General features: G+C 61.5%; 16 protein-coding genes. 5 read left to right on the forward strand and 11 right to left on the reverse strand.

Going from position 1 to position 17727, the window contains the following annotated elements; translation table 11 throughout:
- The first annotated feature begins 54 nt into the window (after nt 1-54).
- Both L4G42_RS20575 and L4G42_RS20580 read left to right on the forward strand, forming a co-directional pair.
- On the forward strand, nt 55-1368 hold the full coding sequence (locus L4G42_RS20575; RefSeq protein ID WP_237252407.1) for an MFS transporter: 1314 nt from the start codon (nt 55-57) through the stop codon (nt 1366-1368).
- Nucleotides 1369-1460: 92 nt separating this feature from the next.
- Nucleotides 1461-2537, forward strand: a complete 1077-nt coding sequence (locus L4G42_RS20580) for a nucleoside hydrolase (RefSeq protein WP_237252406.1) — start codon at nt 1461-1463, stop codon at nt 2535-2537.
- A gap of 181 nt (nt 2538-2718) precedes the next feature.
- Here L4G42_RS20580 and L4G42_RS20585 read toward each other — a convergent pair whose 3' ends face one another.
- A complete protein-coding gene (locus tag L4G42_RS20585; RefSeq protein ID WP_237252405.1) occupies nt 2719-3690 on the reverse strand; it encodes an aldo/keto reductase in 972 nt (323 codons plus the stop codon).
- A gap of 157 nt (nt 3691-3847) precedes the next feature.
- Between L4G42_RS20585 and L4G42_RS20590 the strand changes: the two genes are divergently transcribed.
- Nucleotides 3848-4183 (forward strand): hypothetical protein, encoded by a 336-nt coding sequence (locus tag L4G42_RS20590; RefSeq protein ID WP_237252404.1) that lies wholly within the window; start codon nt 3848-3850, stop codon nt 4181-4183.
- Nucleotides 4184-4396: 213 nt separating this feature from the next.
- Here L4G42_RS20590 and L4G42_RS20595 read toward each other — a convergent pair whose 3' ends face one another.
- Entirely contained in the window at nt 4397-4738 is a 342-nt protein-coding gene (locus L4G42_RS20595; protein WP_237252403.1) for a carboxymuconolactone decarboxylase family protein, read from the reverse strand.
- Between the two features lie 112 nt (nt 4739-4850).
- On the opposite strand from L4G42_RS20595, the gene L4G42_RS20600 reads away from it, so the two are divergent.
- A complete protein-coding gene (locus tag L4G42_RS20600) occupies nt 4851-5774 on the forward strand; it encodes an AraC family transcriptional regulator (RefSeq protein WP_237252402.1) in 924 nt (307 codons plus the stop codon).
- A gap of 9 nt (nt 5775-5783) precedes the next feature.
- Here L4G42_RS20600 and ligD read toward each other — a convergent pair whose 3' ends face one another.
- Complete coding sequence (gene ligD, locus L4G42_RS20605; RefSeq protein ID WP_237252401.1) at nt 5784-8456, reverse strand: DNA ligase D; 2673 nt, start codon at nt 8454-8456, stop codon at nt 5784-5786.
- A gap of 60 nt (nt 8457-8516) precedes the next feature.
- A complete protein-coding gene (gene ku, locus L4G42_RS20610) occupies nt 8517-9434 on the reverse strand; it encodes a non-homologous end joining protein Ku (protein WP_237252400.1) in 918 nt (305 codons plus the stop codon).
- 293 nt (nt 9435-9727) lie between these two features.
- Here ku and L4G42_RS20615 point away from each other — a divergent pair, with 293 nt between their 5' ends.
- The gene (locus L4G42_RS20615; RefSeq protein ID WP_237252399.1) at nt 9728-10912 is read left to right on the forward strand and encodes an MFS transporter; all 1185 of its coding nucleotides are present in this window, start codon (nt 9728-9730) and stop codon (nt 10910-10912) included.
- A 101-nt stretch (nt 10913-11013) separates the two neighbouring features.
- Here the strand turns inward: L4G42_RS20615 and L4G42_RS20620 are convergent, their stop codons facing one another.
- From L4G42_RS20620 to L4G42_RS20650, 7 genes are all read right to left on the reverse strand, one after another.
- A complete protein-coding gene (locus L4G42_RS20620) occupies nt 11014-11184 on the reverse strand; it encodes a hypothetical protein (RefSeq protein WP_237252397.1) in 171 nt (56 codons plus the stop codon).
- Nucleotides 11185-11217: 33 nt separating this feature from the next.
- Nucleotides 11218-11724 (reverse strand): N-acetyltransferase, encoded by a 507-nt coding sequence (locus tag L4G42_RS20625; RefSeq protein WP_237252396.1) that lies wholly within the window; start codon nt 11722-11724, stop codon nt 11218-11220.
- A gap of 221 nt (nt 11725-11945) precedes the next feature.
- The gene (gene metC / locus L4G42_RS20630; protein WP_237252395.1) at nt 11946-14693 is read right to left on the reverse strand and encodes a cystathionine beta-lyase; all 2748 of its coding nucleotides are present in this window, start codon (nt 14691-14693) and stop codon (nt 11946-11948) included.
- A 31-nt stretch (nt 14694-14724) separates the two neighbouring features.
- Nucleotides 14725-15321, reverse strand: coding sequence for a cysteine dioxygenase family protein (locus tag L4G42_RS20635; protein ID WP_237252393.1), 597 nt, complete (start codon nt 15319-15321; stop codon nt 14725-14727).
- A gap of 52 nt (nt 15322-15373) precedes the next feature.
- On the reverse strand, nt 15374-16213 hold the full coding sequence (locus tag L4G42_RS20640; RefSeq protein ID WP_237252391.1) for an amino acid ABC transporter ATP-binding protein: 840 nt from the start codon (nt 16211-16213) through the stop codon (nt 15374-15376).
- Complete coding sequence (locus tag L4G42_RS20645) at nt 16200-16988, reverse strand: amino acid ABC transporter permease (protein ID WP_237252389.1); 789 nt, start codon at nt 16986-16988, stop codon at nt 16200-16202. The genes L4G42_RS20640 and L4G42_RS20645 overlap by 14 nt, the downstream gene beginning before the upstream one ends.
- Nucleotides 16978-17712, reverse strand: a complete 735-nt coding sequence (locus L4G42_RS20650) for an amino acid ABC transporter permease (RefSeq protein WP_237252387.1) — start codon at nt 17710-17712, stop codon at nt 16978-16980. The genes L4G42_RS20645 and L4G42_RS20650 overlap by 11 nt, the downstream gene beginning before the upstream one ends.
- Nucleotides 17713-17727 lie beyond the last annotated feature (15 nt).

Consider the following 17727-nt stretch of genomic DNA (forward strand, 5'->3'; position numbering starts at 1 on the left):
GCAGGCAAAATCAGCCGCCGCGCTCACCGGCCGAAGAACCGCCAGGAGACACCCATGCCCTCTGCGAATGTAGAAACCTCCGCGACTGTTGCCGCGGACCCGATCAAAGCGCTGTACACCAAGATCACCTGGAAGCTCATTCCCTTCCTGTGTTTCTGCTACCTGGCCGCTTACCTGGACCGCATCAACATCGGCTTCGCCAAGCTGCAGATGCTCGACCAGTTGCACTTCAGCGAGACCGCGTTCGGGCTGGGCGCCGGGCTGTTTTTTGTCGGCTACATCCTCTTCGAAGTGCCGAGCAACCTGGTCCTGGAAAAGGTTGGCGCGAAGATCTGGATCGCGCGGATCATGATCACCTGGGGTTTGCTGTCGTCCTGCACGCTGTTCGTCAGCACGCCGACGCAGTTTTACGTGCTGCGGTTTTTGCTCGGCGCGGCCGAAGCGGGCTTCCTGCCGGGGGTGCTGTTTTACCTGACCACCTGGTTCCCGACCTACCGCCGTGGCCGCATCATCGCGCTGTTCATGATCGGCCTGCCGCTTTCCAGCGTCATCGGCGGCCCGCTGTCGGGCTGGATCATGGGCCATTTCGACCAGACCGCCGGGTTGCGCGGCTGGCAGTGGCTGTTCTTGATCGAGGGCATTCCCAGCGTGCTGCTCGGGGTGATGACATTCTGGGCGCTGCCGAACAACCCGAAAGAAGCCAAATGGCTGAACGGCGCCGAACAAACGTTGCTGGAAGGCGAACTGCGCCTGGACGACGTTGAGGGCAAGGACAGCAAGCACAGCTTTCGCGACGGCTTTTTCAATCTGAAAGTGTGGATGCTCGGCGGTATCGATTTCTCGATCTTGCTCAGCGCCTACGCCATGGGCTTCTGGATGCCGACGTTCATCAAGAACGCCGGGGTCACCGACACCTTCCACATCGGCGTGTTGACCGCGTTGCCCAGCGTCGCGGCGCTGATCGGCATGTTGATGATTGGCGCCAGCTCCGACCGCCGTCGCGAACGACGCTGGCACATCATCGTGCCGTTCTGGATTGGCGCCGTGGCCATGGCCGCCAGCCCGTTCTTTACCCATAACCTGGTCGCGACCGTCGCACTGTTCGCCGTCGCTTCGGCCGCGATCATTGGCGCCGTGCCGGTGTTCTTCAGCCTGCCGGCAACGTTCCTCAAAGGCCGGGCGGCAGCAACAGGGTTTGCATTGGCCTGCTCGCTGGCGAACATCGCCGGGCTGGTGAGCAACTCGATGATGGGCATCGCCATCGACGTGACCGGCAGCAGCGCCGGGGCGTTATGGTTTTTTGCCGGGTGCCTGATTTTGAGCAGCCTGCTGGTGGTTGCGCTGCCGGCGAAGCTGGTGAACAGATAATTCGCCCTGCTGGACGTATATCCTGCAGGAGCCGGCTTGCCGGCTCCTGCATGGGAATTGTATTTTTCCAATAACAACGGTGGAAACCGCTCATGCAGGCGTTTGTAAAAAGCTGTGCCCTGGCCCTGACGATGGGACTGTCCGCGACCTCCTTGCAGGCGGCGGAAAAGGTCATATTCGACACCGATTTCAACGTGCTCAACGACGACGGCCAGGCCTTCATCATGCTGGCGCAACTGCACGCGCAAAAGCGCATCGACCTGCTGGGCATGACCCTCGTCAGTGGCAACGCGTGGGTCGATCAGGAGCAGGTCGATGCGCTGAAGGCTGTCGAGCGCATGGGCGTGGAAAAGGACATCGGCGTGTACTCCGGCGCGGCATACCCGCTGCTGCACGACTTCGCCACGTATGAACAGGAAAAAGCCCTGTTCGGCGCAGGCTGGCCGGGGGCGTTCAAGACCCCGCGTCCGACCTCGGCCTCGCAGTTGGTCACGCCGCCGGACGGGCTTGCTACGCACACCACATTGCGCAGCCAATCCGCCGCGCAGTTCATCGTCGACAGCGTGAAGAAAAACCCTCACGAAGTGACTCTCCTGGCCGTTGGCCCGTTGACCAACATCGCTCTGGCGATTCGCAGCGCGCCGGAAATCGTGCCGCTGATCAAACGCATCGTGTACATGGGCGGCGCCATCGAGATCCCCGGCAACACTACGCCAGCGGCGGAATTCAACTGGTGGTTCGACCCCGAGGCCGCAAAAATCGTCCTGCGCTCGCCCATCGAACACGTGATTTTCCCCAACGATGTCTGCGAAAAGGTCATCTTCGACGCCTCGGTCTTCAAGCGCATCGTCGCCAGCAAAGGAGTGATTCCCGACCTGTACAAAACGGTGCTGGGGCCTGAGTTCGACAAGGACCCGAACCATCACAGCTTCACCTGGGACAGCCTGCCCGCGCTGTACCTGGTGCGTCCGGAACTGGTCACCGAGTCCAAAGACCTGTGGGTCGATGTCGACGCCCACTTCGGACCGGATTACGGCCGCTCCATGGGCTACAAAAAGGGCGCGCCCGTCGGCACACAGAAGGCGAAAGTGGTGTACGCCGTGGACCAGAAGAAGTTCTGGGATGCGTACGTGAATCTGGTCACTCTGCCTGCGCCGGTCAAACGCTGATCGCCTCAGCTCCTCTCGCTTCGCCTTCGCCATGGGCGTTTTTCCTCTCAGCCCGGAAGGTCTCCGGAGATCGGAAAAACTGAATAGAACGCCCGCACCTCTGCACAGTCAGCGATCCGACGATCGCTGACTGATTGTTCGCGCCGATGATCTGAAACGGCGCAACCGGCTGTAGGCAGGATCAGCCAATCAGGGCAATCAGCTGATGGCGCTGGGCATCGGTGAGTAAAGGCCCTCTGGCTGCTTCCGCGTTTTCCTTCATGTATTTCGGATTGCCCGTACCCGGAATCGCGCACGTCACCGACGGATGGGAGATCAGGAACTTCAGCGCCAGCTGCGCCCAACTGCCGGCCTGTACTTCTCCGGCCCAACCCGGCAGGGGTTTGTCGCGCAATCGCCCGAGCAGACCGCCGCCACCAAACGGCCGATTGCAGATCACCGCCACCCCGCGCTCACGACACAACGGCAACAACCGCGCTTCGACGGCGCGATCGTCCAGCGCGTAGTTGATCTGCAGAAAATCGAACGCCTCGGCCTTCAGCGCGGCCTCCACATCGGCGTAGGCTGACGGGGTGTAGTGCGTCAGGCCGATGTAGCGAATGCGCCCTTCCTCTTTCCACTGACGCAACGTCGGCAGGTGGGTTTTCCAGTCGAGCAGATTATGGATCTGCATGAGGTCGATGCGCTGGGTCCGAAGCAGCCGGAACGAGGCTTCCATCTGGGCGATGCCCGCTTCGCGGCCTCGGGTCCAGACCTTGGTCGCCAGAAAAGCCGGGGAGGACGGCTGATGGATCGACAGCAACTCACCGGTGGTTTCCTCGGCGCGGCCATACATCGGCGAACTGTCGATCACCGTCCCACCCGCATGGAGCAGCTGGTCCACAACGGCGGGCAGGAGTTTGTACGCATCGCTGCCAGGCTCGACGTCGAACCCGCGATAAGTGCCCAGACCGATCATCGGTAACGCTTCGCCACTGGATGGAATGACTCGGGTGAGCATGTTCCGTTCTCCTGCTTGACCGGGCAATGCGCCGGCGGATGGGACTTCAGTTGCCTGCGCACGGCGCCCGACGGCGCCAAAAACCAGCGCCGCCGAGGCACCTGCTGACAGGGTGAGCAGTCTTCTGCGGGTGAGCGGGCGTGGGTCGGTCACGGGCGTGTCTCCGGTTGGTCGGACGTGAGCGCACAGTGATTGATCGACCCCTCGCGTGCGCCGTCGGTTCAAGTCGGTACGACCACCTGCGCAGATCGGGGGAACGCTGGTCAGCCTGATGCGTCACAACTGCATCTTGAACACTGGAGGACACGAAATGAAAACCGTCATCACCCTGAACGAACTCGCCGAAGCCGACCTGCGTCCCTACACCGAAATCTGGTTGACGTCCGCCGCCGCCGTCCGCGAAGCCGGCCACAGCGAGGACGAACTGTGCTTGTGGCGCGCCAATCAGGTTTTCTCCCACGACATGCTCAGCGAAGGCACCCATGGCCAGAACGTCATGCCTATCTGGCTGGTGCTCGACAACATTGACGACCCGGATCAGGTGCTGGAAGTTGAAACCCAAGTGCGGGAAAGGCTGCTGACCGCCGGGCTTGAGGGGGAGTTTTATCCGGCGGAAGTGGGCGAGCGGACGGACGGGGTCAAGTAATCGGATGGAGCGTCGTTGCGACTGACGCAAAGCTTTCATGTTTCAACTCGGTCCGCAGGAGCCGGCTTGCTGGCGAACGCGGTGGGTCAATCACTTTTGCAATGCCTGAACCCATGGGTTCGCCAGCAAGCCGACTCCTACAAGTCCGCCTCTCATCCGAAACAGCCGGAATCTCTGCTTTCTAGAAAATCCGGCATTTCTAGCGCTTCAAGCTCATTGCTTGAGCGCGTCATAGGCTTCCAGCGCGTGCATCGAGTAGATGTACGCGGCGCCGGCGTTCAATGAGATCGCGGTGGCGAGGGCGGCGGCAACTTCTTCGCGGGTCGCACCGGCAGCGATGGCGGCCTGGGCATGGCTGGCGAGGCAGCCGTCACAGCGAGTGGTGACCGCGACGGCGAGGGAAATCAATTCGCGTGTCTTGGCGTCGAGGACGTTGTTCTCCGCAGCCGCTTCGCCAAGGGCCATGTAGGCCTTGACCATTTTCGGGTTGGATTTGGACAGCGCACCAAACGATTGCTTGATGGTGGAAACCAGATCGGGCCAATTGCTGAACATATTGGTATCTCCTGAGGGCGGCGACTAGACTGCGCCGGAACACCTTCAGTCTCCGCCAAGCACGGCGCGGCGACTTGCTCGTTTGGCTCATTTTTTTGTCCGAAAGTCGCCTATGACCGCCATTGATACGCTCATTTCCCTTGCCGAAGTACGCGGAAGCCTGGACCTTCGCTGCCAGTTTCAGGGCGACTGGGCCCTCGACCATCATCAGGAACCTGCAGGCACCTCGCCCTATCACATCGTGCTGGCCGGCCACTGCCACGTGCAGATGGCCGATCGACAACGATTGACCCTGACGGCGGGGGACATTCTGGTTCTGCCGCGAGGCAGCCAACACGTGTTGTTAAGCCCCGGCCAGCGCGTGACGCCTTCCCGGCCCCAGCGCGGAACCGACGCAGGTTTACTGCCGGTGCAGCGCTTCGGCGACGGAGTGGAGCTGGATTTACTGTGCGGCCGCTTCATCCATCAGCCCCACGCGATGCTGTTCTCGTCCCTCCCCGACCATGTGAAAGTCTCGACCCAGGCGCTGGGCAGCGGCGACCCGTTGCCAGCGTTGGTCTCGCTGCTGCGCAGTGAAGCGGACGCCAACCTGGCGGGGGGCCAGTTCATGGTCAACGCGCTAACCTCGGCGCTGTTCACCCTGGTATTGCGAGAGCACCTTCGTCAGTCGCCGCAACATACCGGGAGCCTCGCGCTGCTGACGGACAAACGACTGGGACGGGCGTGGCAAGCGATGCTGGAAAACCCGGCCCATGACTGGAACGTCGACGCCTTGGCAGAACTGGCGAACATGTCCCGGGCGAGCTTCATGCGCGCCTTCGCGAAACTCAGCGGCAGCTCGCCGTGGATGTTGCTGACCCAGGTCCGCATGCAACGGGCTTATGGGTTGTTGAGTCGGTCGAAAGAAGGCCTGAGCGACATCGCCGCCCAGGTTGGTTACCAATCCCAGGCGGCCTTCAGCAAAGTCTTCAAGGACACCTACGGCATGGCGCCCGGTCAGTTGCGGCGCAGCCTGATCACCAATATCGACGGCTGACCCAATGCTTCAAGCCGGCGGCGTTGCGCCCAGGCGTTTCCACATCGGTTTGGTCAGCCGCTGGGTGTGCTTGTAACCGGTCCATGGATCAGCTTTTAGCTTGCGCAACCGCTGCTGCAGATTGGCGATGTTCCACTGCGCCGACGACTTCACCTCCGTCAGCTCGTCACGGCTGATCGGCACCGATACCGGCAACCCCGGCCGCGCCCTCGCCGAATAGGCCACGACCGTACTGGCGCCCCGGCTGTTGCGCAGGTAATCGATGAAGATCTTGCCAACCCGGTTCTTCGGCCCGGACGTCGCGGTGAACCGGTCAGGCAACTCCCGCGACAGGAATTGCGCCAGCGCCTTGGCGAAGGCTTTGACCGACTCCCAATCGGCGCGGCGCGCCAGCGGCACGACGATGTGCATGCCCTTGCCACCACTGGTCTTGATGTACGCATCCAGGCCCAGCTCGTCGAGGGTCGACAGCGTCAGTTGTGTCGCCTCGATCATGCTGCGCCAAGGCAACCGATCGTCCGGGTCGAGATCGAGGACGAAGTGGTCCGGCAGCTCGATCTGATCGTAGGTCGCGCCCCAGCTGTGCAGTTCAATGGTGCCCATCTGCGCCGCACCGACCAGCGCCTTCACGCTGTCGATTTCCATCAAACGCGCGTGGCCGGGGTCGAGCTTGGGGTCCAGCTGCTTGATGTTGGGGATCGCCATGCGCTCGGAATGCTTCTGGAAAAACTGCTCGCCTTCCACGCCTTCGGGGCAACGCAACAGCGCCACGGGACGGTGGTCGAGGTGCGGCAGAATCCAGTCCGCCACCGACTCGTAATACTGCGCCAGCTCGATCTTGTGCAGACCGCTCTCCGCGTCGATCACCCGTTCAGGATGGCTGACCATCACGCCGGCCACGTCGATGCGGTCTTTGGCAGAGCGTTTACTGGCCGGCTTGGGTTTCTCGGCTGCAGCATTGTGGGTGGCCGCGGATTTCCTGGCGGGCGCCGAGGCCTTGGCGGCACTGGGCTTGAACGGCGCTTTGATGTCTTTCGGCGTCCTGGGATACTCGTGGCCCACTTCGCTGGCCGGCTTGTCGCTGCGCAACGACACAAACGCCGAATGACGAATGATGCCGTCGCGGGTCCATTCGCCGAACTCGACTTCCGCCACCAATGTCGGCTTTATCCAGTGCACGCCCCGGGCCTGAGCACTGGTGACTTTTTTCCCCAGCGGGGACGCGTCCTGTTGCAGCGGCTTCATCTGCTCAAGCAAGTCGCCGAGCATCTGCTGATTGAAACCGGTGCCGACCCGTCCGGCATACACCAGGCCCGCACCCTCCTCGTTCACCGCCAGCAACAGCGCGCCAAAACCATTGCGCGCGCCTTGGGGTTTGGTGAAGCCGACGACGACGAACTCCTGCCGCAGCTTGCACTTGAGCTTGATCCAGTCGGCATTGCGCTTGGACTGATACACGCTGCCGGCGCGCTTGCCGATGACGCCTTCAAGGGACATCAGACTCGCGCTTTCAACGATGTCGCGATGGCCGGCGGAGAATGCTTCAGAGAACCGCAGCAGACCCTTTTTCTGTCGCCCCAGCACGTTCTTCAGGGCCGCGCGGCGTTCTTCGACGGGCGTCTCGCGCAGGTCTTCCCCGTTCAGGAAAGGCACGTCAAACAGGTAATAGAGGATGTCCATGCTGCGGTCGATGTCGAACGCATTTTGCAACGCCTGGAAATCCGGCAACCCGGCGTCGTTGAGCACCACGACTTCGCCGTCCAGCCAGGTGTTGTCCAGTTTCAAATCGCCAATGGCCTTGGCCTGCAACGGCAGGCGCTCGGTCCAGTCGTTGCCGCTGCGGGTGAAAAACTTCACCTCGCCATCGATGATGCGGGTCAGGATCCGATAACCGTCGTACTTGATTTCGTAGAGCCATTTGCCTTCGGGCGGGGCGTCCATGAGCGTCGCCAACTGCGGCGAGAGCTTGGCCGGCACGCTGCTCCTTTTAGGCGAAGGCGTCCTGGCTTTTTGTTCCACTGGCTTTTTTGCCGGCTTCTTCAGGACTGAGGTTTCTGCGGGTTCAGAGGCGGCCGATTTACGTTTCCCGTTCCTGGCCGGCTTGCGCCCCTCGCCCACAGTTGCGCCACTGACCACGCTTGCCGGCTTGTCGACGACGATGTCGTATTCCTCGCCCGAGCGCACGGCATCATCCTTTTCCTTGATCAACAGCCACTGTTCCTTGTCGCTGTTGCCCGGCAAACGGGTCCGCACCAACGCCCAGTCGCCAGTAAGTTTTTCGCCGATCAGGGTGAATTTGAGTTTGCCCGCCTTGTAGGTTTCCTGCGGGTCGCCGTGGGGCTGCCAGATGCCGCGATCCCAGACGATCACGTCGCCGGCTCCGTATTGGCCCTCGGGAATGCTGCCCTCAAAGCTGCCGTAGCCGAGCGGGTGGTCTTCTACATGCACCGCCAGGCGCTTGTTTTTCGGGTCCAGACTGGGGCCCTTCGGCACCGTCCAGCTTTTCAGCGTGCCATCCAGCTCAAGGCGAAAGTCGTAGTGCAGATTGCGCGCATCGTGCTTGTGAATGACGAAACTCAGCGCCTTGCCTTTCTTGCTTCGCGTCTTGCCATCACCTTCGGCCGGCTCGGACGTGACATCGAAGTTGCGCTTGCGGGTGTATTCACTCACAGGTTTTGTCATGACGATGAACCTCTGCGCATTGAGACTCTGCATCTTTTAACGCTACATCACGACTCGCGTTCAAGAGGCCTTGGTGGTCTTCTTCCGGGGCGGAGCACGGCGTTTTGCCGGTGCATCATCCTTGGCTTCGGCCTTGCCTTTGCTCGCGGGTTTGGCTTTTGCAGGCGCCTTGGCCGCGCTGCTGCGCCCGCCCAAGCTGCGTTTGAGCAGCTCCGTCAGATCGATCACATCCGCCGACTTACGCTCGGTGTCGCCTGCATCGGTCTCGACATTCTCGATCTTGCCTTCGCGGGCCTTGGTTTCCACCAGCGACATGATCTGGTCCTGGAAGGTGTCGCGGTACTCTTCGGCGTCTGGCGTCCATTCGGTGCTCATGTCCTTGATCAGGCGCTTGGCCATGTCCAGCTCGCTTTTGCTGAGCTTGACGTCGGTGGCTTCCTTGGGCAGCTCGAGGCTGTCGAGCCCGCGCACTTCCGAGGGCCAGCGCAGCAGCACGAGGACGATCGCCGACTCCAGCGGCATCACCGCCGCCAGGTGCTGACTGGTACGAATGACCACATGGGCCAGCGCCACCTTGCCGGTGTCGACCAGCGCCTGGCGTAACAGCGCGTAGACCTTTTCGCCGCGCTTGTCGGGGGCGAGGAAGTAAGGCGTGTCGATGTGCTGGAGCGGTATCTGATCGCTGTCGACAAAACCGAAAATGTCGATGGTCTGGGTCGATTTCGGGTGCGCCGAGCGAATTTCATCCTCGCTGATGACGACGTATCGCCCCTTCTCGTACTGCACGCCCTTGACGATGTTCTCTTTATTGATCTCCTTGCCGGAGACCTTGTTGATGCGCTTGTAGCCGACCGGATCCATGCTGCGCTTGTCCAGCCAGTCGAAATCGACACCTTGCCGGGACGTCGCCGACACCAGCGCCACAGGAATATGCACCAGCCCAAAACTGATCGCGCCTTTCCAGATTGCCCGAGGCATAGTTGTAGTTCCGATGGGGTGTGAGAGGGATGTGTGTAAGCAGTGACCGGAGCGCACGCGGAAAAGTTTCGGCCGAGCGACCGGTGCGTCGCTTGCATCAATGCAGATGGGCGCGGCCTGCCCGGCTTTGGTGCGGACGTGGCATCGGGCCGTATCCCGTGCTGATCGACGCTGCACGATTCCCTTGCCGCCCCTTCTTAACGCAACGAAAAAGCGTTAACCTCGCGCCACTCTTTTCTGCAGGCCGTACCAGAGCCTTCTCTGCCAGGCGTGCGACTTCTCCGGGTATTCCCATGACGTCTATTTCTCCCGCAACCCACGGCGCCACCATGACCAAGGGCCTGGCGATGCTGTTCGCGTTCTGCTGCGGCGCGATCGTTGCCAACCTGTATTACGCGCAACCCATCATTGGCTTGATTGCGCCGGACATCGGCCTGTCCGGCACCCTGGCCAGCTTTATCGTGTCGCTGACGCAGATCGGCTATGCCCTCGGCCTGTTCTTCCTCGTGCCGTTGGGCGACTTGCTGGAAAACCGTCGCCTAATGATCGTCACTACCGGGGTTGCCATTCTCAGTCTGCTCAGCGCCGCCTTCGCACAAACGCCCAATCTGTTCCTGCTCGCCTCGCTGCTGGTAGGTTTTAGCTCGGTGGCGGTGCAGATTCTGGTGCCACTGGCCGCCAACCTGGCGCCGGAAGAAACACGCGGGCGCGTGGTCGGCAGCATCATGGGCGGCCTGCTGCTGGGCATTCTGCTGGCGAGGCCCGCGGCCAGTCTGATCGCCGACCATTTCGGCTGGCGCGCGGTGTTCGGCACGGCCGCCGTGGTGATGCTGCTGATCAGCGTGGTGCTGGCGACCACTATTCCGAAGCATCAGCCCGCGCACACTGCCACCTATGGCCAGTTGCTCAAATCGTTATGGACCCTGCTGCGCAGAAAACCGGTGCTGCGCCAGCGCGCGTTTTATCAGGCGTGCATGTTCGCCACCTTCAGCCTGTTCTGGACCGCCGTGCCGCTTGAACTGGCGCGCAATCACGGCCTGTCGCAAAGCCAGATCGCCCTGTTCGCCCTGGTCGGGGCGATCGGCGCCATCGCCGCGCCCATCGCCGGCCGCCTGGCCGATGCCGGCCACACCCGCGTCGCCAGCCTGTGCGCCATGCTGTTCGCCGCACTGAGCTTTCTGCCCAGCCTGATCGAACCGGCATACGCCGTGATCGGCATGGCCGTGACTGGGGTTATCCTCGATTTCTGCGTGCAGATGAACATGGTCCTCGGCCAGCGCGCGGTCTACGCCCTCGACGCCAAAAGCCGCAGCCGGCTCAACGCGCTTTACATGACCAGCATCTTCATCGGCGGCGCGATCGGCTCCGTGGTGGCCAGCGCGCTGTATGACCATGGTGGCTGGGTCTGGATTGTGATCGTGGGGAGTGTATTTCCGGTGTTGGCGTTGTTAGGGTTTTTGAAGAACTCACGGCCATGAATAACGGAGCACGGCACGCGCAGGATGATCAGGCCATAGGCGTAAGGCGCTGATCGCCGCCCAAGAAAAAACCGCCAGTTCGGCGGTTTTCTTGTGAAGAGTCAGCCCCTGAACCCGGCCATAGGGCCTGCCGGTTCAAGGTCTCTTTCAATTTCGAGCGCAACGCGCAGAAAATGCATCTGAGAGGGGATAATCTCGGCAGCGCGTTTGCGGGCTTCGGCACGGAATTCAGCGATCGACTGCAGTTTTTGTCTGCGTTTCCTTGTGTTCATGAGCACCTCCCTGCTCTGGTCGTGAAAGTCATATTAGGAACGACCTGCCGAAATGACAAGGCATCCATCCGCATCGAACTGGAAACCCAGCCTTTGGTAGTAACTCACCACACCTGGCTCGGGGCTCTCAATCTGGATGACTTCACAGCCCAGCATCCTTGCGTAAACACCTACCGCTAGAAACATCAACCGGGCCACCAGTCCTTTTAGGGGATGCCTCATGTTCGGCTGACCCTCGAGCAGGATGACCTTGATCCGCAAATGGCTCCTTCGCGGTGTTGCATAACACAAACCGCAAAGCTCATCGGCATGCCAAAGGGCGAGATCAAGCCCCTTGGCATCTTTGCGTTTCCAGCGCGGTACGTCCCCCCATGGATAAGAGCTGCCATACCACCCATGACTGATCTCTATCGCGGCTGAATCTATAGGCGAAAAGCGTACTAAACGCCCATCAATGCCAAGCGTGCTTAGCCCGGGCGAGTTGGCAACTGCTTTATTGACCTGCTGGCGCGCCTCCGACCTAGCGATCTGATCGCGCATTTGGGTGTCCTTTCCGTGCCTTCTCATCGCCAAACTCGCCCAAACCCGAGGCAGCGAATAATGGCGAACTCATCAGATCAGCCTGCGGTACATATTTATCGCGACCGAATTTTAGCCCTTCGAACGATCAACTAATTCCGGCATGTCTTCCGCCCGATCTGGCAGAGACGTTTAAGTGAAAGACCCACAATTTGTATGGTTCGGAATGAATCACGGCCTTTTCAGCTATCAACCATCGCCTCAAACCCCCTCCGCAAATCCTCAATCAACGCCTCCACATCCTCCAGCCCAATGTGCAGCCTCAGCAACGGATTCAGGGATTTGTCCGGGCCGTTATCACGGTCGCCGACATTCGCAACGATGATCAGGCTTTCAAACCCGCCCCAAGACGCACCCAGGCCGAACAGCTGCAGGGCGTCGATGAAGTGTTCCAGATGGCGAGGGTCACTCTCGGCGAGTTCGAAAGTGAGCAAACCATTGCTGCCGCTGAAGTCGCGTTTCCACAGGGCGTGCCCCGCATGATTAGGCAGCGCTGGATGGAAAACGCGTTTGACCTGCGGCTGTTGCTGGAGCCAGTGCGCGACCTGCAATGCCTGACGCTCGTGGACGTCCAGCCGCGCGGCCAGGGTGCGGGCGCCGCGCAGCACCAGATAAGCATCGTCCGGGCTGACGGCGTTGCCGAAGGTGTCGGTCATGACGGCCAGACGCTGCCAGACGGCTTGCGTGGTACAGACGCTGCCCATGACCACATCGCTGTGACCGCCCAGGTATTTGGTCAGGGCCATGATGGAAATGTCGGCGCCGAGTGTCAGCGGCCGGTACTGATACCCGGAGCCGTAGGTGTTGTCGACCGCCAGCAGAATCCCTTTCGATTTACACAGCGCGGCAATCACCGGAAGGTCGCACAGTTCATACAACAGCGAGCCGGGAACCTCGGTGTAGACCATTCGGGTGTTGGCTTGCAGCTGTTGCTCCAGACCGCTGCCGTCGGCAGAAAAGTAGCTGTACTGGATACCAAACGGCGCCAGGAAGGCCTCGGCGATCTGCCGCACCGGTGAATACACCGCGTCGGTAATCAGCACATGATCCCCCGGGCGCAGATAGGCCAGAAATGTCTGCGCAACCGCCGCCAGGCCCGTGCCGAACAGGCGTGTGCGGTAGCCGCCCTCAAGCTCGGTGATCAGGTCTTCCAGTTCGAACGCTGTCGGGTTACCACGCGCGCCGTAGCTCAGGACACGCTCAGTGTCGCGGCGCTTTCGTGCGTCTCGCATATCGCCAAGGTTGTCAAATAACACGGTGCTCATTCGCGACACCGGCGGGTTCACACCGCGCGGCCCATCGCCCTTTGCGCCTCGGGCGGCATGCACCAGTCGGGTCCGAACGCGATCTTCCTCCGCGATGGCCGACAAGGGCTTGAGACTGGCGATCTCCTGTTCGGTCATTTGCCCCAGCAGCCCGATCTCCCAGGCCAGGTACTGCCGCGCCGCCGCTTTGTTGCCCGAATGGCGGTCATGGGTGAAGAACAGAAAATCAATGCAGTCCTCGTCAGGCGGATTGCTGGCGCTTTCGCTGAGGTTGAAACCTGCCGCCTGCCATGCGTTGAAATCCAGCCAGCGAACCGACCGGCGCAGATCCTCGGGTAACTCCCGTGCAGCCAGCGCAGCCACGGCCGATTGATCAGCCACCAGCACGACAGGCTTCCCCCTGGTGATCGCGTCCGCAGCCAGCCGCGAGCGAATCGACCAGCGCGAGCCTTCGATATGGCCTTTACGAAACGCCATGCTGCCGCGCAGGTCGAGCAGCGCGACCGTATTGTCTCGGAGCGCATCAGCCAGTTCTGCAGCGCTCACTTCAGCCAAGGGCGGCAAGACACCGGAGTTGTGGATCGGCAGGTGCAAGCCGCTGCTTAACCCGCCTTCAAGTACATAGGTGTCGTGGCCCAACTGACGCAGCCAGGCGGCGACGATCGGCGCGCGCACGCCGTCGTTGTCCACCAGCACCAACCGCGCCTGACGCACGCCGATGTACAGGTCGGTGCTCTGAATCAACTGCCCACCCGGCGTGTGTTGCGCACCCGGCAAACTGCCCAGCGCGAATTCTTCCGGGGTCCGCACATCGCACAGAAACAGGCTGCGGGATTCTTCGGCCGACCACGCCAGAACCTGCGCCGCATCCACTGCCTGCACCCCGGCGCGCCGGGCGAGCTGTTGAGCGGCCTGACGCTGGGTATCCAGCGACACGCCGGCCGGGACGTTCGGGTATCGGCGATCGCTGCCATGCTCCAGCGGCAAGTCGGCGAGGTACCAGCCCTGAGTGCCGTTTTCCAGGGCGTAGACCGGATTTTTCACCCCCAGGTCGATCAGCGTCTGCGCGCCTATGATGCTGCGCGTGCGGCCGGCGCAGTTGACCACGATGGGCGTGGTGTCATCCGGCACCAGCTCGCTCAGCCGATAGCCCAGCTCACCATTCGGGCAGCAGACGGAACCGGGAATGGTCATTTTGCGGTATTCATCGAACGGCCGGCCGTCCAGCAACACCAGCGGCTTGCCACTCGCTTGCATCGCTGCCAGCTCGGTGGCGCTGATGTGTGGCGTATGGCGGGCCTCTTCGACCAACTCGCCAAAGGCCTTGGACGGCACGTGTACCCCGGCAAACAGCTCCCGTCCGGCGGCGCGCCAGCCATCGGTGCCGCCCTCAAGAATATGCACGCCGCTATAGCCCAGCGCTTCAAGACGCTGCGCGGCACGTAAGGCGAGGTCGCCATCATTGCGGTCGTAAACCACCAGGCGAACCCGAGGATTGGGGGCCAGGCGATGCACGTCCAGCTCGAGGCGGCTGTACGGCAGATTCACCCCGTGAAACAGATGCGCCTCACCGTACTGGCCGTGTTCGCGGACATCGAATACGGCGATTTCCTGCCCGTCGAACAGCCAGGCGTGTAATTGTTGCGGGGTGACTTTTTGGCTCATGACGTTCTCGTGATTCTGTTGTAAAGCGCCATCAGGCATAGGCCTTGATCGACGGGACCATCTGCGAGGCGTTGTAATTGAGCACCTTGCCTTCCTGATTCACGCCATAGCGCCCGTTCAAGGATTCCAGCGGGCGCCCGTACAAGTGGAAATGCAGGGTCGGCTTGTCGCCCTCGACCTTGATGCCGTGCAGGTCTTCACCGAGGAAGCTGATGGGCGTTCCGGGCTGCACCACTACTTCCTTTTCCAGCGCCAGTCGGGCGAATGCCGGATCGCTGCCGTCGTCCGTGCGCGCCCACACGTAATTGATCTCCTGCCCCTCGACCGCAACGATCACCGCCCAGGTTTCATGGTTGTGGGGCAGCGTACTTTTGCCCGGCAGCAGTGAGTTCATGTACAGCGTCGGGGTCTCGCCGTCGTCGTTCAGCCGGTAGCGGAATGCAGTGTCGCCCTCGCCCGGCACGGGTGCGGGAAAGGTGTCGAAGTTGAACAGATCACGACGCTCCGCAAGTCCCTCAAGCAGGGTGACGATGCTTTTGAGTGCGTTGCGGTCGACGCCACGCTCATGGATCGCACGTATCTGCTGAAGAAATGCTTCGACGACTTGGCCGCGGTTTTCGGTGCTCATCAGGTGCTCCTTATAGGTGTTCAGGCTCGGCTTTTCAGACTCAGCGATTGGCTCAGACCGACAGGCTGTAACGGCTGATATTGCTCAACAGAAACGGATCGCCACTGGCGACCGGACGGCGTCCGGCGTCGCCCAGGGCATGACGCAAAAAAGTCTGGGTCCGCTCATTGGTCGGACGCTGGAAGATGTGTTCGGGGCTGCCGTGCTCGACGATCAGGCCGTTTTCGGTGAAATACACGACATCGCTGATGTCCTCCGCGAAACGCATTTCGTGTGTGACCAGCACGCAGGTCATACCTTCTTCGGTCAACTCGCGGATCACCGTCAGCACCTCGCCGACGGTCTCCGGGTCCAGCGCCGACGTCACTTCATCGAAAAGGATCAGCTCCGGCCGCATCGCCAACGCTCGCGCAATGGCGACCCGTTGCTGCTGACCGCCGGAAAGCTGCCCCGGATAAGCATCGGCCTTGTGCTCCATGCGGACTTTGGCGAGCAGTTCGCGCGCGTGCTTTTCAGCGTTCGTCGCCGTCTCGCCCAGCACTTTGCGCGGTGCGATCACCAGATTTTCCAGCACCGACAAATGCGGGAACAGGTTGTACTGCTGAAACACGAAGCCCACGCGCTTGCGCAGTTCGATGCGCTGAGCCTCGCTCTTCAGCGCGTGGACATCGGTGTCGCCCACGCGGATGCTGCCGCGCTCGGTCGGCAACAACCCGGTGATACAACGCAGGATGGTCGACTTCCCCGAACCCGACGGGCCGATGATCGACACCGCCTGGCCGCGCTGCACGTCGAGGTCGATGCCCTTGAGCACGCGGTTGCTGCCGAACGACAGATGAACATCGCGCAGGCTGATCAAGGGTTGTCCGACGCGCGTTTCAGGAGAAGGCATAACGTCGCTCCAGGAATTGAGTGAATCGGGAAATCGGATAGCAGTAGGCGAAAAACAGTGCCAGCACGCTGAAGTAGATCAGCACCGTGAAGCCGGTCCGGTTGACTGTGTTGCTCGCGATCTGCGCGGTGTCGATAAGGTCATGCACACCCACCAGCGAGGCCAGCGCAGTGCCCATGGTGATCACCGCGTAGAGGTTCATCCACGGCGGTAACATGCGTTTGAAGCACTGCGGCAGGATGATCGAACGGAAGATCTGTGCGCGAGTGAACGCCAGGGAGCGCGCGGCTTCCCATTGCGTGCTGGGGATGGAGCCAATGGCCCCGCGAAAGATTTCCGCGACGTTGGCGCTGGCCGGCAATGCCAGGCCGAGGGTGACTTTCACCCAGTCCGGAAACGAGATCCAGGACTTGCCGATGTGCAGCTCGAACGGGAAAACGTAGGTGGTGAAATAGATCAGCACCAGCCACGGTGCGTTGCGAAATACCTGCACCCAGATCTTCGCGGGCAGCCGGGTGATCCACAGCGGCGACACCGCCAGCGCACCCACCAGCAGGCCGAGCACAGAGCCGATGGCAATCGCCAGCAGGCTGATCAGAATGTTCTGACCAAAGCCCGCCGCCAGCGCTGGCGACCACTCCCGGAGCGCCGCAAACACCGGGCTTTTCGGGGCGCCGAAGACCAGCCACAACAGCACCGCGGCCAGCAGCACCAGCTTGCCCGGATGCCGACGCGGCCACCCAAGCGGCAAGCTCACAGGCGAATCAATGGCCATAACCGGGCATCCTCAATTTGGCTTCGAGGGCACGGCCCACGCAGTTGACGACGAAGCTGAGCAGGCCGAAAAACGCCAGCAGCAGAATCATCAGTTCCAGCACGTTGTCGCTCTGGGTCCAGATCATGATCGAGGCGTAGGTGATGTCGCCGACGGCAATGGCCGAGGCAACGGCGGTCATTTTCACCAGATCGATCAGGTTGTTGATCAGCGAGGGCAAGGCGAAGCGCATTGCCAGCGGCAACTGCACGTTCCACAGCAACTGGCGGCGGCTGAAGGCCAGGGAACTGGCGGCTTCCAGCGTCACGCGCGGCACTGCTTCGATGCCGGCGCGCAAGGCCTCGGCGTGGAACGCGCCCTTGTGCAGGGAAATCACGATGACCACCCAGGCGAACGGCGTCAGCGGGTTCGCAGCGCCAACGGCCTGGGTCAGCAGCATGTTCAGCACCAGGAACGCGCAGTAGAGCTGCACCAGCGTCGGCGTATTGCGGGTAACTTCGATGAACACTCGCGCAGGCCTGGCGAACCAAGGCCTGCCACTGGTCAGCATCGCGGCAAGCGCAAGGCCTGCCAACAGGCTGCCGACGATGGTGAATGCGCATAGCGCAATGGTTGTTATGGCGCCATTGACCAACGAACCGCGCTGGTAAGCGTCCAGCAGAAAGCCGTAGTTCAGACCGAACTTCGCCGCCGCCTGCACGAACAGTTCAAGCAGGTCCGTCATGCGCTCGCCCCGTTC

The organism is Pseudomonas petrae, from assembly GCF_021728295.1.
Lineage (GTDB): Bacteria > Pseudomonadota > Gammaproteobacteria > Pseudomonadales > Pseudomonadaceae > Aquipseudomonas > Aquipseudomonas petrae.

Excerpts from the sequence above, each read along its gene's own strand:
- L4G42_RS20575 (WP_237252407.1), top strand. The coding sequence starts at position 55 with ATGCCCTCTGCGAATGTAGAAACCTCCGCGACTGTTGCCGCGGACCCG.
- L4G42_RS20580 (WP_237252406.1), top strand. The coding sequence starts at position 1,461 with ATGCAGGCGTTTGTAAAAAGCTGTGCCCTGGCCCTGACGATGGGACTG.
- L4G42_RS20590 (WP_237252404.1), top strand. The coding sequence starts at position 3,848 with ATGAAAACCGTCATCACCCTGAACGAACTCGCCGAAGCCGACCTGCGT.
- L4G42_RS20595 (WP_237252403.1), bottom strand. The coding sequence starts at position 4,738 with ATGTTCAGCAATTGGCCCGATCTGGTTTCCACCATCAAGCAATCGTTT.
- L4G42_RS20600 (WP_237252402.1), top strand. The coding sequence starts at position 4,851 with ATGACCGCCATTGATACGCTCATTTCCCTTGCCGAAGTACGCGGAAGC.
- ligD (WP_237252401.1), bottom strand. The coding sequence starts at position 8,456 with ATGACAAAACCTGTGAGTGAATACACCCGCAAGCGCAACTTCGATGTC.
- ku (WP_237252400.1), bottom strand. The coding sequence starts at position 9,434 with ATGCCTCGGGCAATCTGGAAAGGCGCGATCAGTTTTGGGCTGGTGCAT.
- L4G42_RS20615 (WP_237252399.1), top strand. The coding sequence starts at position 9,728 with ATGACGTCTATTTCTCCCGCAACCCACGGCGCCACCATGACCAAGGGC.
- L4G42_RS20620 (WP_237252397.1), bottom strand. The coding sequence starts at position 11,184 with ATGAACACAAGGAAACGCAGACAAAAACTGCAGTCGATCGCTGAATTC.
- L4G42_RS20625 (WP_237252396.1), bottom strand. The coding sequence starts at position 11,724 with ATGCGCGATCAGATCGCTAGGTCGGAGGCGCGCCAGCAGGTCAATAAA.
- metC (WP_237252395.1), bottom strand. The coding sequence starts at position 14,693 with ATGAGCCAAAAAGTCACCCCGCAACAATTACACGCCTGGCTGTTCGAC.
- L4G42_RS20635 (WP_237252393.1), bottom strand. The coding sequence starts at position 15,321 with ATGAGCACCGAAAACCGCGGCCAAGTCGTCGAAGCATTTCTTCAGCAG.
- L4G42_RS20640 (WP_237252391.1), bottom strand. The coding sequence starts at position 16,213 with ATGCCTTCTCCTGAAACGCGCGTCGGACAACCCTTGATCAGCCTGCGC.
- L4G42_RS20645 (WP_237252389.1), bottom strand. The coding sequence starts at position 16,988 with ATGGCCATTGATTCGCCTGTGAGCTTGCCGCTTGGGTGGCCGCGTCGG.
- L4G42_RS20650 (WP_237252387.1), bottom strand. The coding sequence starts at position 17,712 with ATGACGGACCTGCTTGAACTGTTCGTGCAGGCGGCGGCGAAGTTCGGT.